11 protein-coding genes are annotated in these 15,216 nt (G+C 44.1%); 3 read left to right on the forward strand and 8 right to left on the reverse strand.

Annotation, left to right across the window (positions count from 1 at the left end):
- Nucleotides 1–4: 4 nt before the first annotated feature.
- The 4 genes from DXD68_RS21695 to DXD68_RS21710 all read right to left on the reverse strand — a co-directional run bounded on the left by DXD68_RS21695 (nt 5) and on the right by DXD68_RS21710 (nt 5,095).
- Nucleotides 5–1,384 (reverse strand): nucleobase:cation symporter-2 family protein, encoded by a 1,380-nt coding sequence (locus DXD68_RS21695; RefSeq protein WP_122363547.1) that lies wholly within the window; start codon nt 1,382–1,384, stop codon nt 5–7.
- Between the two features lie 27 nt (nt 1,385–1,411).
- Complete coding sequence (locus tag DXD68_RS21700) at nt 1,412–3,241, reverse strand: endonuclease/exonuclease/phosphatase family protein (RefSeq protein ID WP_199715793.1); 1,830 nt, start codon at nt 3,239–3,241, stop codon at nt 1,412–1,414.
- A gap of 178 nt (nt 3,242–3,419) precedes the next feature.
- On the reverse strand, nt 3,420–4,448 hold the full coding sequence (locus DXD68_RS21705; protein ID WP_122363549.1) for a threonine aldolase family protein: 1,029 nt from the start codon (nt 4,446–4,448) through the stop codon (nt 3,420–3,422).
- Between the two features lie 137 nt (nt 4,449–4,585).
- Nucleotides 4,586–5,095: an RNA polymerase sigma factor gene (locus DXD68_RS21710; protein WP_122363550.1), complete on the reverse strand. Its 510-nt coding sequence runs from the start codon at nt 5,093–5,095 to the stop codon at nt 4,586–4,588.
- Between the two features lie 263 nt (nt 5,096–5,358).
- Between DXD68_RS21710 and DXD68_RS21715 the strand changes: the two genes are divergently transcribed.
- Entirely contained in the window at nt 5,359–6,744 is a 1,386-nt protein-coding gene (locus DXD68_RS21715) for an NfeD family protein (RefSeq protein ID WP_122363581.1), read from the forward strand.
- Here the strand turns inward: DXD68_RS21715 and DXD68_RS21720 are convergent.
- The gene (locus DXD68_RS21720) at nt 6,739–7,395 is read right to left on the reverse strand and encodes a helix-turn-helix domain-containing protein (RefSeq protein ID WP_122363551.1); all 657 of its coding nucleotides are present in this window, start codon (nt 7,393–7,395) and stop codon (nt 6,739–6,741) included. The genes DXD68_RS21715 and DXD68_RS21720 overlap by 6 nt on opposite strands.
- A gap of 70 nt (nt 7,396–7,465) precedes the next feature.
- Between DXD68_RS21720 and DXD68_RS21725 the strand changes: the two genes are divergently transcribed.
- On the forward strand, nt 7,466–9,727 hold the full coding sequence (locus DXD68_RS21725; RefSeq protein ID WP_122363552.1) for a cation:proton antiporter: 2,262 nt from the start codon (nt 7,466–7,468) through the stop codon (nt 9,725–9,727).
- Between the two features lie 26 nt (nt 9,728–9,753).
- Complete coding sequence (gene kdsB / locus DXD68_RS21730) at nt 9,754–10,518, forward strand: 3-deoxy-manno-octulosonate cytidylyltransferase (protein ID WP_122363553.1); 765 nt, start codon at nt 9,754–9,756, stop codon at nt 10,516–10,518.
- Here kdsB and DXD68_RS21735 read toward each other — a convergent pair.
- The 3 genes from DXD68_RS21735 to DXD68_RS21745 all read right to left on the reverse strand — a co-directional run bounded on the left by DXD68_RS21735 (nt 10,493) and on the right by DXD68_RS21745 (nt 15,113).
- On the reverse strand, nt 10,493–11,326 hold the full coding sequence (locus DXD68_RS21735; protein ID WP_122363554.1) for a DUF6057 family protein: 834 nt from the start codon (nt 11,324–11,326) through the stop codon (nt 10,493–10,495). The genes kdsB and DXD68_RS21735 overlap by 26 nt on opposite strands.
- Before the next feature lie 272 nt (nt 11,327–11,598).
- Nucleotides 11,599–13,497, reverse strand: a complete 1,899-nt coding sequence (gene yidC / locus DXD68_RS21740) for a membrane protein insertase YidC (protein ID WP_122363555.1) — start codon at nt 13,495–13,497, stop codon at nt 11,599–11,601.
- An 11-nt stretch (nt 13,498–13,508) separates the two neighbouring features.
- Nucleotides 13,509–15,113, reverse strand: a complete 1,605-nt coding sequence (locus tag DXD68_RS21745; RefSeq protein WP_122363556.1) for a CTP synthase — start codon at nt 15,111–15,113, stop codon at nt 13,509–13,511.
- Nucleotides 15,114–15,216 lie beyond the last annotated feature (103 nt).

Below are 15,216 nucleotides of genomic sequence, written 5' to 3' on the forward strand. Positions count from 1 at the left end.
GTTTTTATTGTGTTTTATCTTCTTTATCTTCTTTTACACGGATCAGCACATTGGCAATAATCGCCGTTAAACCGCCCGTAGTAATACCGGATGAGAATATGCCTTTGATAGCCTCCGGAGCCGTTTTCAAAATGTCAGGCATTAATTCCACCCCCAAACCGAGGGAAAGGCTGACTGCTAATACCAGTGTCGCTTTCCGGTTGATCTCCTGCGAAGCGATGATACGGATACCGGCAGCTGCCACCGTTCCGAACATCAGTAATGTAGCCCCTCCGAGAACCGGATCGGGCATCAAAGAGAACACCACACCCACAACCGGAAACAATCCCAGTAAAACCAGCATGCCGGCAATATAATAACCGACATAACGGCTGGCAACGCCTGTCAACTGGATGATCCCGTTATTTTGTGCAAAGATAGAATTTGGAAATGAATTAAAGACACCGGAAACAAAAGAATTTACACCGTCTGCCAGCACACCGCCGGAGACACGCTTCAGATAACTCTTTCCTTCAATCGATTTACCGGAAATCATGGAGTTGGCAGTTATATCGCCTGTCGCTTCAATAGCCGTGATCAGATAAACCAGCCCGATAGCGATGAATGAAGAAATATTGAAATCGAGCCCGTATTTAAACGGAACCGGTATATTGAATCCCATCAGGTTCTGGGAGGAAGCCGCACTCATATCGACCATTCCCAAGGCAAAAGACAGTCCGTAACCAATACACAGTCCGAGAACGATCGAACTCATACGCAGGTATTTATTCTTGCAACGGTTGAAGAACAGCACACTCAGCAATACAGTTGCAGCTACGCCGATATTTTCCAAGCTACCGAATGTCCCGTTATCCATCGCAGCAAAACCGCCCCCGCAAGAAACCACGCCGACCTTGATCAGGCTCAACCCGATCAACAGCACGACAATCCCTGAAACCAGCGGAGTAATGATCGAACGCATATATTTGAATGTCCGGCTAATAATCATTTCGATCGGAGCAGCAGCCATACAAACACCGAAAATCAGCGGCAAACCACCCGTCAGTCCGGCAGAAATGATCGGACCGATGAATGAAAAGCTCGTTCCCTGTATACAGAGCAGCCCGGCTCCCACCGGACCGATCCGTTTACATTGTACAAATGTGGATATACCGGAAGCAAAAAGAGCCATCGACACCAGGAAACCAGTCGTTTCAAGATCGAGTTTCAAAGCTCCCGCAATGATCAGCGGCGGAGTAATGATCGCGACAAAGATAGCCAATAAATGCTGCAAGGCGGCAAACAGAGCTTCTTTCAAAGGTGGACGGTCGTCGATACCGTAAATCAGATCTGTTTCTTTAACCGAGATAATAGTCTCCTCTAACTCTTCTGTGTTGATATCCATACTTGTTATTTGATGATAAATATTTAATTACAATTTCAATTCCTGAAGGGTTTCGCCCTTCGTATTCAATACCTTCAAAGTCATGTCCTTTCCTTTTTTCTGAAGCACCATGACCGTCGCACCGTCCATACGGTAACCGCCTCCTACGATAACCGGAAAGTTATTTCCGTTGGCATCACCTTTCGGATAATAGGCGTTACGATGAGTATGCGCGTTGATACATACATTGAACGGAGCTTTTGCCAACAGTCCGCCCCACAGCTCCAGACAAGGGTTATAACGGTCTACATCTTTTCCATAGATAGGCACATGATGGATCAACACACGTTTCGTTGCTTGTTTAAACGGCTTGGAAGCCAGTTCTTCTTTCAGGAAGCCTACTTGTGCCTCACGCAGGGCGGAGAAATCATTCAGACCATAATAAACCCAATGATCATCGGGTTTATCTTCACCGCAATCCAACATGACGATACGAGTATCGCCCCAGTTAAACGCACCGTATGTCTTATCGCCGACATAATCAAACAGTTTACGCAAACCGATCGAATAGGCATTCCTGATCTCATGGTTACCACGCAGGTAAAAGACAGGAACATCCGTCGCACCCACAGTTTCGTTCAGTTCAGAAAGGAAATGAGTGGCTTCATCATGGTTGGCAGGATCGTCGATACAGTCACCGTTAAAGATAACGAAGTCATAATCTACGTCTTTCACCTGTTTGTACAAAGCCTGCAATGTTTCAGAATGCTTGTGCAAGTCATTAAAGATAATAGCAGTAAAATCAGTATCAGAAGCTGCCGGCAACGTGAATGTATGGAAATCGGAAACAGCCGTTTCTCCGAATACTTTCTTATAAGCCTGATACAGCATGATTTCTTGTGAACAAATACGATAATAGTAAGTCTTGCCCGGTTCCAGGTCATTCAACCGGATCTTATTCTGCAGGTCGTTACAGATTACCTGACCGTCCACGATGGTACGTGCTTTCTTTAACTGGTTCTTATCCGTTCCGTATTCCACCCAACTGTAAGTAGGAACAGTTGTCTGCCACATAACCGTAATTCCGTTTCCTACGGGATTCTGTAAATAAGGCTCCGTGCGGAAAATCTTGTCAGCCGGTTGCATAAAAACAATATCTGTTACGATCGGACGATGATCGGAAGCTGCCGGTTCATTTACCACCCATGAAGAAAGACGTGTAAATGCTGTAGTATCTTTTGCATAGGCAGCAATATAATCGATTGTTTCAGTCGGTTCGTCTGCAGGGAAAGTAGGTTGTTTGGTATTTGTGAGGATCACAAAGTCTTTCTGTATACCTTTAATGACTTCCGAATCGGGATGTGCATTAAAATCGCCGGCGATAAAGAGAGGTTTATTGGCTTTTGCCGCTTCCCTGCGGATAATATCCAACGAAGCCAGACGATCTTCTCCTGTCAGCGAAAGGTGGGTACAACAATAGATATATTTTTCGAACTCAACGATCAGCAAGGCACGCTCTTCTTCTCTTCCCGGAAGCGCCAAGTACCGGTAACCGAGCGGTTTTTCCTTTGCCAACATACCGATACCATATTTTCCTCCGTCATAATCGATCGCAGGAGCATATATCGGAAACATCAGTGTCTTATCAGCCAACACACGCAACACATCGATCTGACCGCTTCTGCCTGTCACACTGTCCACTTCCTGTACGGCAACAACATTCGGACGTACTTTATTAATTACGTCAGCCGTACGTTGAAAGTTAGAGACATCGTCCATTCCTCTCCCATTACGAATATTATAACTCATTATACGCAAGGTATTATCTTCCCTCGCCCCCTTCTCCTGTGAATAAAGATTACATAACGGCAATAACATAAAAAGTACCGCCATCAACCCACTCCCGTGTTTCATATGTTTATTGTTTAGTGATTAACAGATGACAAAAGTAGCAAAAAGCAAGGACATTCGGTTAAAAAAAATTTCTCCCGAGAGAAAATAGTATTCCATTCGAGAGAAATTTTAATTACATACGGATGTTCCGATAATATGACGATTAATCAATAGACATTACGTCTTTCAAATCCTGCTCAAATTGAGCTATATCTTCTCCTGTCGTATCCCAGGAAGTAACCAGGCGTGCTTCATTGTTTTCTTCATTCCACATATAGAAGAAATAACGTTCCTGCAGTTTCTTCAAAGGTTCGGAAGGGATAGTAAAGAATATCTGATTCGTTTCTACCTTCTGTGTAAATTGTATCTGAGGATATTGCTTCAATGCTTCTGCCAATCTCGCAGCACTGATATTGGCTTTCATGGCATTTTCAAGCCACAGGTTATTTTCCAGATAAGGGATGAACTGGGCTGAAAGATAACGCAGTTTGGAAGCCAGTTGAGCCGACTGTTTCCGGTAATATTGCAGGTTCTCCGTGATTTCCGGACGGAAAGAGATAACAGCTTCCCCCATCATCATACCGTTTTTGGTACCGCCAAAACTAAGAATGTCGACACCGGCATCTACTGTCACCTGCTTCATGGAACAATTCAGATACGCACAGGCATTCGCCAGACGCGCACCGTCCATGTGTAAATACATATTATGAGCATGTAACAAGTCTGCAATCGCTTTTACTTCCTCAATCGTATAAACTGTTCCCAACTCCGAAACCTGTGATATATAGACCGCTTTCGGTTGTGAATGATGGCAAACGCCGAAATTGTGTAAGCGCGGCTTAATCAGTTCGGGTGCAAGTTTGCCGTCAATAGTCGGAATAGTGACGATTGCACATCCGGTCATACGTGCCGGGGCACCACATTCATCGACATTAATATGTGCCGTTTCTGCACACAAAATACTATTGAAAGGACGTGTTACCGCCTGCAATGCCACCGAATTGGCTCCGGTTCCGTTAAAAACAAAGAACGGAGAAGCCTCTCCACCGAATATACTCTTGATTTTTGCCGCTGCAGCAGCTGTCCAGGGATCGTCGCCATATCCGATTGCGTGATCCTCATTTGCTTTTATCACAGCCTCCATTACCAACGGATGGACGCCTGAATTGTTATCGCTTGCAAAACTTCTCATTATGTTTTAGTATTTTGCGGCAAAAGTACGGATTAATTCATTAATATGTCATTTTTATCATCTATATATTAAAAAAGAAGAGGCTTCCGATCGGAAGCCTCTTCTTTTTATTAACTTGTTTATTAGAATATTAACCACTATCCTAAACGAAAATCCTTCAAAACTTTTTGTAACTCCTGGCGTGCAAAGAAGATACGGCTCTTTACAGTTCCCAGTGGTACATTCAGTTTATCCGCGATCTCATTATATTTATAGCCACTTAAAAACATGGAGAAAGGAACTTTCAATTCTTCATTCAATCCATTAATGGCTTTTGTGATCTCCTGAATCTGATATGCTCCGTCCGGAGAATCAAATCCCGAATCATTTACGACGTCCAGATTATACAAATCAACACCTTGATCAACAACGGTCTGCGTACGAACTATCTTATGGTAATTGTTAATGAAGATATTACGCATTACGGTCAAGACCCAACCTTTAAAATTAATATTGTCAACAAACTTTTCCTGATTGTCCAAAACCTTCAGCGTTGTGTCCTGCATCAAATCTTGGGCGTCATCCCGATTTGCGGTGAGCATCAGTGCAAAATTCATCATGTTTTCTTGCATGCTCAATAATTTTTTCTGAAATTGCAACGCATTCATATTACTTACTATTTATAAAAGGTTAATACCGGTTAAGTATAGCCCCTCACTATTGAGAGACAATACAAATGTAGAAAATATTATTGATATCGAATGGCGCTTTGAGAAATATTAATATTAAAAATCGTAACTTAATATATTTATAACAAATGCTGCTGAAAATGAACAGCTTTTACAAGTTTACAACTTGTATAAATATAAAATTTACAAGTTGTATGTTACAATTTTCAACAAAGAACAAAAAGTATAGATATTTAGATAAAATGAAGAAAAATTCAGAGCTCTTGTTTTTATTGCTATTTCTTCTGATAACAACCTTTAAATCAATAGGGGAAGAGCGAAAACTCGTCTATCAGATAGATATAAAAAAAGAGATAAATAACACCACTCGTATCTACCTCCGTAACGGATTGGAAGAAGCCAAATTGTTAGGGGCAGATGCAGTCCTTCTCCATATGAACACTTACGGCGGATTGCTCGAAGCTGCGGATTCAATGCGCACAGCGATTTTATACAATCCGATCCCGGTCTATGTTTTTATCGATAACAATGCTGCTTCAGCAGGAGCACTTATCTCCATTGCGTGTGAAAAAATATTTATGCGAAAAGGGGCCAACATCGGAGCTGCGACCGTCGTCAACCAAACCGGAGCCGCCTTACCCGACAAATATCAGTCTTATATGCGTTCCATGATCCGCTCGACTGCCGAAGCGCATGGAAAAGACACGATCATACAGGAGAAAGACACGACATTCAGATGGAAAAGGGATCCGTTGATCGCCGAAGCTATGGTAGATGAACGCGTCGTCGTTCCCAACCTGATCGATTCGGGGAAAGTTCTCACTTTCACAGCCGACGAGGCACTGGAATGGAAATATTGCGACGGGATCGCAGAAACGCCGGACGAAGTGATTACCAAGTATTTGGGATACAATGACTACGAACTGAAAACATATAAACCCTCCTGGGAGGACGATCTGAAAGGTTTTCTGATGAATCCAATGCTGCAATCGCTGCTGATCATTATTATAATAGGAGGTATTTACTTCGAGATGCAGACACCGGGGCTCGGTTTTCCATCGGCAGCTGCCGTAGTCGCCGCCATACTTTATTTCGCTCCTTTATACATCGATGGCCTGGCACAGAACTGGGAAATCCTGGTATTTATTCTCGGATTGCTCCTGATCGCGGTTGAGATATTTATTATTCCAGGATTCGGAATAGCCGGTATCAGCGGAATTATCTTCCTGATAGCCGGACTGACACTCAGTCTGCTGAACAATACAGACTTTAACTTCGAAGAGGTTTCCACAAAAGAAATTGGCGAGGCAACCTTGACCGTTCTGATCGGACTGGGGCTAGGCTTCGTACTGATGATCTGGCTATCCAACAAAATAGGCACAAAAGGCATGATGCGGAAAGTGGCACTCCACAAAGACCTGGAAGATGCCCACTCCTCCCCTTCCCTGACTTCCCTAATCGGAAAGGAAGGAACAGCCTTTACCGTTCTTCGTCCTTCGGGCAAAGTGATGATCGACAACGAACTCTATGACGGTGTTTCAGAGTCCGGATTCATCGAAAAAGGGACAAAAGTGGAAGTCGTCCGCTTCGAGAATGCGCAGGTATATGTGGAAAATCCCGACTTATAATGCCAGTTTATCATTCCCGGGCACACGCTCATAGAGAATGCGCTTATCAATAACCACATATTGCAAGGCATCGATAGCCAGCAGGTCGCTTAGAATATTCCTGGCCGTGTAATAATTTACATGGCCTACACGGCAAAATTGTCCGACATTGATAGATGGATGCTGGTCCAGATAGGCAAACAAACGCTCTACCGGCTTACTGATCTTCACCAGTGTTCCGTCTTTCATATGCTTCTTCTCCCAGGCAAGCATCAGAATCTCGTTCGCTAGAATATTCTCATCGGACACACGGATATAAGCTTTGTATTTATTCTCTTTATCCGGTGCCAGATGAGGTTTCTCCGGACTGGGCGCTATATAGATTTCCAATACCGTTTTCCCATTTATCTCCCAACGTGTAGCCTCAAAAGGAACTTCCGGCCGGGTATACATCTTTGAGGCAGCCTCAATCATATAATACTCTTCCTCACTGCGTACACCGGAAATATTCCCGTTGTCTTTTACCCCTATCAGCAACCGACCGCCATCGGTATTGGCAAAAGCAGACAAGGTGCGGGCAATCTTTTTACTGTCGCTTACCTCGAACTTGAAATCGAGTTGTTGATGCTCGCCCTGTTCAATCAATGCTTCTATCGGATGTTTCTTCTTCATTTTGGCTCATTATTTGACCGGCAAAATTAAAATAAATGTCTAACTTTGCCAACCGAAAAAGAGTGAAAGCATGTCACAGATCCCCTCATTAATTTCAGACCTGGCAGTAATACTGATTTCTGCAGGGCTTGTTACTTTGCTTTTCAAGAAATTAAAGCAACCGGTCGTACTGGGCTATATTGTTGCCGGAATTCTGGCAGGACCAGCGATAAAAGAGATTCCCACTGTATCTGACGTAGAAAGTATCCGTATTTGGGCGGATATAGGTGTCGTGTTCCTGCTTTTTGCACTTGGACTGGACTTCAGTTTCAAAAAACTGATGAAAGTCGGCGGAACGGCAGTGATCGGAGCGGTCACAGTCGTTATCGGGATGATGACATTCGGATATATCACCGGACTATCGCTCGGTTGGGGACATATGAATAGTCTTTTTCTGGGCGGAATGCTCTCGATGTCGTCCACCACGATTATATTCAAGGCTTTTGACGATATGGGACTGCGCAACCAGCGGTTTGCCGGGGTCGTATTCGGTATTTTGGTCGTAGAAGATTTGTTCGCCGTCTTACTGATGGTGCTACTTTCCACACTTGCGGTAAGTAAGCATGTCGAAGGTATGGAGTTACTGGACAGTGTGGTAAAGCTGGGCGTCTTCCTACTTTTCTGCTTTGTTGTCGGCATTTATCTTATCCCTTCTTTCCTGAAGAAAGCACGGACATTCCTCAACGACGAAACCTTGCTGATCGTCAGTCTCGGTTTATGCCTGGGAATGGTCATGATCGCAACCAAGGCCGGTTTTTCTTCAGCACTAGGTGCATTCGTTATGGGATCGATCCTTGCCGAAACGATCGATGCCGAACATATCGAACACATCGTAAAACCGGTAAAGGACCTGTTCGGTGCCATCTTCTTCGTTTCCGTCGGTATGCTGATCGATCCGGTACTGCTTTGGGAATATAAGATACCGATCCTGATCCTGACGCTTGTCGTTATGGTCGGACAAATTCTTTTTGCCAGCTTCGGTGTCCTCTTATCAGGACAGACCGTCAAAGTCGCCATCCAATCGGGCTTTTCCCTGGCACAGATCGGCGAGTTCGCCTTTATCATAGCCTCTTTAGGACTAACACTCAAAGTGACGGACAATTTCCTCTACCCGATCGTTGTAGCCGTTTCCGTCATAACGACCTTTTTTACACCTTATATGATACGTATGGCGGAACCTGCCTGTAAGGTTGCCGAACGACTTATCCCCGCCAGCTGGATGAGTTTTCTTGAACGTTACTCCTCCGGTTCCAACACAATCCGGCAAAAAAGTGCGTGGGATAAATTATTGAAAGCATTGGTACGTATTGTCGGTACTTATACAGCCGTTACCCTGGTACTGATCTTTATATGGCTACAGTTTATTGCTCCGTTCATCATCAAACAACTTCCCGGCATACAGGGACAAAGCATATCTCTGGTTCTGATCCTTCTTCTTATCTCGCCGATGCTGCGCGCTATCATGATGAAGAAAAATCATTCGGCTGAATACGAGCAATTATGGCATGACAGCAAATATAACCGTGGTCCGCTTGTTTCCCTGATCGTACTGCGTATTATATTATGTATAGGACTCGTCATGCTGCCGATCGCACGATTGTTGAATACAGCCATCGGAATTGGCCTTGCCATCGCTGCAACAGTCATAGCACTGGTTATCTTCTCGAAACGGCTGAAAAAGCAGTCGATCCTGATGGAGCGCCATTTCTTTACGAACCTGACTGCCCGTGAAATGGAAAGCGAGCGGAACGCACCTATCAACCAGCGTTTTGCCAGCCACTTACTGGAGCGAGACCTTCACCTGGCCGATTTCGAAGTGAAACAAAATTCCCCCAGTATGGGCAAAACTTTGAAAGAACTCAACTTCCGACAGAAATGTAACGTAAATATCGTCACAATCATCCGTGGGAGCAAACGCATCAATATACCGGGAGGAAACGAACGGCTCTATCCGTTCGACAAACTGGTCGTAGTCGGTGCAGACGACGACCTTACTCATTTCCGGCAATACATAGAAGAGCGCTATAAAGAATCGATGAACAACCTGCAGGAAAAGAAAGAGGTCAACATGGAACAGTTCTTTATCAGCGAAGGCTCCGGGCTGATCGGCCGGACGATCCTGGAATCGGGTATACGCGATAATTCCGGATGCCTTGTCATCGGAATCGAACGGGACTCTCACTCGATCAAGAATCCGCCTCCCACCACCGTTTTCGAACAGGGAGATATTGTATGGATTGTCGGCGAGCATGAGAAAGTGCTGCGCCTCAGCGAAGGTAAAACAGTAAGATAATCAATTAACGAATAAAACAACCGGATATGAAATTTATAGGAATAATACCGGCAAGATATGCCTCTACCCGTTTTCCGGGAAAACCGTTGGCCGACATGGCAGGAAAACCGATGATCCAACGTGTATACGAACAGGTGAAAGATGTACTGGATGCCGTATGTGTCGCCACAGACGATAGCCGGATTGAAGCTACCGTAAAAGCTTTTGGCGGGAATGTCGTTATGACTTCCGACCAGCATCGAAGCGGAACGGACCGTGTTTATGAAGCTTATACCAAAGTCGGAGATGGTTACAACGTAGTGGTCAACATTCAGGGCGATGAACCTTTTATCCATCCGGAACAGATTGAAACATTAAAAGCGTGCTTTACGGATGCCGGAACGCAGATTGCCACACTGGTTAAACCTTTCCGTCCGGATGATGATTTCGAAACGGCACTCTTCAATGCGAACTCCCCGAAAGTCGTTCTCAACAAGAACAGTGAAGCAATGTATTTCAGCCGTTCCATCATCCCCTATATGCGTGGTAAGAACTATCAGGAATGGTTACCCAACCATACGTATTATAAACATATCGGTTTATACGCTTACCGGGCCGATACGCTGAAGGAAATCACCAACCTGCCCCAATCATCATTGGAACTGGCCGAGAGCCTGGAACAGCTCAGATGGCTCGAAAACGGTTACAAGATAAAAGTCGGCATAACCCAACAGGAGACGATCGGTATCGACACGCCGGAAGACATGGAGAAAGCACTCGCTTTTCTCAACGAGCAACATGGCTCACTATAGTAACCGCCAGCAATAACAGTAAAAGTCCGGAAGTAACAGAGACAGACCATGTACTGACTTTCATATACCGGACTTTTTCAAACTGCATTGCCACCAGCAGACTGGCTAACATGATAGCCGGAAAAAAAGCCGGCAGCCATGCATGCGGATACTGATAGGCTTCTTCTTCTGAAAGCGAATATAAACTTTTCAGAAATTCAGGCAACAAAGTCCCTGTAATCAACAACAAAGTCCAATACATCCACCGTTTTTCCTCTATCTCCGCCTCATACAGCAACACCAAAATAATAAATATAAATAACCGGCTACCAACCAAGGAATAAACGACAAACAACAAAACGAATCCCATTATACCTGAAAGCCATTTCTTCTTTATCAACGTATAGCCACAGAATATATAGAGTGTTATTATCAGAGACAAGATAGAATTCAGATGATAGTAAGGACTCGCGTAAGTACCCCACTCCAATATCACCGGAAACAAAGCAAATAAAGGGGCCATTTCACCCACATGAAACTTCTTCAAGATGAAACAAGAAGCCCACCATTCGGACAACAGCACCAAAGTAATCAGAATAGCACCGCCCCCGACAGGAACCAATACGGAGGTAAGTATTTTTGCTAAGGAGCAGGCAAGCCATGCCGGCTTTCCCCAATATCCGGACAGCACCTCAGGCAACCCCGCCATACTTACCATCTGTTCCTTCGCGAACAAATGGTCAGAAACCAAAAACTGGAAAAAGAGAACGCATACCACTGCAAAGAGCCCAGCTACACTTCCTTGCAAAAGTCTTTCTTTCTTATTCATCAGTGAATCATTTTAGACTAATAACTCCAAACCATCCAATCGGAACTTGCCATCCGATAAATAAGTCGTCAACATAACGACAATCCACATAGGTTGACTTATATTACAATGATGCAAATATATAAATATTTTAATACAACAAACCCCATGTTTATTCATATTCAAGCGATTGATCAGAATATACAACTTATTTAGATAATAGGTCATAAAAAAAGGCATACCCGCGTCTTTCAGACCGGCATGCCCTTCTTTTTTATCATGTACAGGGAATGTTATCTTCTCTTTTTCTGTTCCTGCTGTTTTTTCAACTGTTCCTGCTGCATACGCTGTGCTTCTTCCAAACGTTTCATGAAACCGGATTTCTTCTGCGGTTTCTTTTTGTTTGCTTCCAGCTTGGCGAGCAACTTATCTTCATTGATCGTATAGCGGAATACTAATGTCTGAACGATCGTGATCAATGTAGAAATGAAGTAGTAATAAGTCAAACCTGACGCATACTGGTTAAAGAACACCAGGAACATCAGCGGCATCATATACATCATGGCCTTCATCCCCGGCATCTGCTGTTGTCCGGTATTGGTCATTTCCATATTATACTTGGTATAAATAACGTTGGTGATCGTCATCAGCAAACAGAATAAACTGATGTGGTTACCGAAGTATGGAGTAATAATAGGAATGTATTTATTCCAGCTGAAAATCGCATCATAAGTCGACAAGTCATGTGCCCAAAGGAAACTCTGATGACGCAACTCGATAGCCGACGGGAAGAACATGAACAGGGCAATCAATACCGGCATCTGCAACAACATCGGTATACAGCCTGCCATCGGACTCGCCCCGGCACGGCTATACAGCTCCATCGTAGCCCGCTGACGCTCCACCGCCTTATCCTGTCCCGGATATTTAGCATTCAACTCTTCCACCTGCGGACGAAGTACGCGCATCTTCGCTGATGACATATAAGACTTATACGTCAATGGGAATAAAATCAGTTTCACTATCACTGTCATCAGGAAGATGATCAGACCATAACTCTTGATATATTTACCCAGGAAGTCAAACAGCGGAATAACGAAATACTGGTTCACCCAACGGAAAACACTTGCTCCCAGCGGAACCAGGCGTTCCAGATCCAGCTGCTGGTCGGAAGCGATACCCTTGTCATATGATTTCAGCAAGGGATAACTGTTCGGTCCGAAGAAATAACGGAAAGTTGTCATCTCATTTCCTCTCAGGTCGAAAGGAACTGCCGTTGTTGTTTTAAACTCTTTCACAATACCATCAGCTTCAACCATCTTCGAATCGAATGTTGCACTTTCAAAACCTTCGTCGGCAATCATTATCGTCGAAAAGAATTTATCCTTATAAGCGATCCATTTCAGACGGCCTGACACTTTCTTATCTTCACTTTTACTTTCGCTCAGCTGTTCTACACCGTCGGCCAGGAATTTATAATACAAGGCAGTATATCTGTTTTCATATTTAATACCCTGCTCCTGCTGGCGGATTTTTTGTTTCCAAACCATATCCAAAGCCGTTGTACTTGGAGCCAGAACACCGTTCAGACCTGTACCTTTTATATCAAACTGAACCATATAATTGTCCGGCTTAATTGTATAGATAAAGTCCAGCGAACCTCCTTCGCCTGCATTTACACGCATGATCAACTGGTTCGGATCCTGTGTTTTTACCGGAGTAAAAAACAGTTCGGCAGTATTCAATACACGGTTTGTTGCGGTTACCAGTGTGAAATCGAGAGAAGCCTCTTTTCCTTCAAACAGGATAACAGGCTTATTATCATACGTGGTATAATCTTTCAGACGGGCATATGAAATACGTCCTCCTTTATTACTGATATGCAATTCAATCAGGTCATTCTCCAAAACAGTTACATCGTCTGTACCTGTCATAGCTGCGGCGAATACCCCGAAATTGCTTTCCAGCCGGGCTGCTCGCGCAGAATCCGGCAGACTGTCAAAAGAATTATCGGCAGTGCTTTTGCTGTCTTCAAGCTGCATCTCAGCCTGTTTAGCCAGTTCGATCCTGGCGATCGAGTCCTGATAACGGCGCTGAGCTTCCAACTGCTCAGGCGTCGGCCTGTTAAACCAGCTGAACGCAAATAAAACAATACCGATAAGCAGAAAACCAATTAATGTGTTTTTATCCATCTATAACATTGTTATTTATTATCAATAGCGGCTTTCACAAAGCTCACGAAAAGTGGGTTCGGATTAACTACCGTACTGTTGTATTCCGGATGGAACTGAACACCTACGAACCATTTCAGTGCCGGAATCTCAACCACTTCCACCAAACCTGTTTCCGGGTTTTCACCAGTACATTTCATACCGGCTGCTTCAAACTGTTCGCGATACTGGTTGTTAAATTCGAAACGGTGACGATGACGTTCCTGGATATGTTCTTTCCCGTAAGCTTCATACGCTTTCGAGCCTTTTGCCAGAACACAGTCATAAGCTCCCAAGCGCATAGAACCACCCATATTGGTCACATTTTTCTGTTCTTCCATCAAGTCGATCACCTTGTATGGTGTATTCGGTTCCATTTCTGTCGAGTTAGCTTCGGTCAGACCCAAAACATCGCGGGCATATTCGATTACCATACACTGCATACCCAGGCAGATACCCAGGCAAGGAACATCATTTTCACGGGCATATTTCAAAGCGGCAAACTTACCTTCAATACCCCGCTGCCCGAATCCCGGAGCGATCAGGATACCATCCATATCTTTCAATTGTTCGGCAGCATTGGCTTCAGTCAGTTTTTCAGAATGGAACAGATGCAGATCCAGTTTACGATCGTTATAGATAGCAGCCTGCAGCAATGATTCGTCAATCGATTTATAAGCATCCTGCAATTCGACATATTTACCGACCAAACCGATCTTAACAGTTTCAGTGGCATCTGTCTTTTTCTTCAGGAACTCTTTCCAGGGTTTCATTTCCGGAGTAGGTCCTACTTCCAGTCCCATCTTCTTCAGGATGGTAACATCCATATTCTGACGCTGCAACACCAGCGGAACTTCATAAATAGTCGGAACATCGACAGACTGTACAACAGCATCCGCATCCACATTACAGAACAAGGCAACCTTGCGGGTAATATCGTTGCTCAGCAGATGTTCAGTTCTCAAAACCAATACATCCGGCTGGATACCCAGTTCCTGTAATTGCTTAACAGAATGCTGTGTCGGTTTTGTTTTAAATTCTTTGGCAGCCGCAATGTAAGGTACATAAGTAAGATGCACGCACATACAATTCTTACCCAGTTCCCACTTCAACTGACGTACACTTTCAATGAACGGCAACGATTCGATATCGCCTACGGTACCACCAATCTCCGTGATCACAAAGTCAAATTTGTACTTTGATCCCAACAGCTTCACATTCCGTTTGATTTCGTCTGTGATATGAGGAACCACCTGGACTGTCTTACCCAGGTAATCGCCTTTACGTTCTTTATTTATTACACTCTGATAAATACGGCCTGTCGTAATATTGTTAGACCGTGTGGTAGGAACATTCAGGAAACGTTCATAATGTCCCAGGTCCAGGTCCGCTTCATGTCCGTCTACGGTTACATAACATTCACCGTGCTCATAAGGGTTCAATGTACCCGGATCGATATTAATGTAGGGATCAAACTTTTGGATAGTAACCTTGTAGCCTCTCGCCTGAAGGAGTTTACCCAATGATGCAGCAATAATTCCCTTACCTAAAGAAGAGACTACGCCGCCCGTAACGAAGATGTACTTTGTATCTGCCACGATAGTAATATTTTAATTGTCTTTTAATTGCTCACTTGCATTTCGAAACCGCAAAGTTAGTCATTTTCATTCAGACAGCAAGGGACTCGGATATTTTTTCATC

It is taken from the genome of Parabacteroides sp. TM07-1AC, assembly GCF_003480915.1.
Classification (GTDB): domain Bacteria; phylum Bacteroidota; class Bacteroidia; order Bacteroidales; family Tannerellaceae; genus Parabacteroides; species Parabacteroides chongii.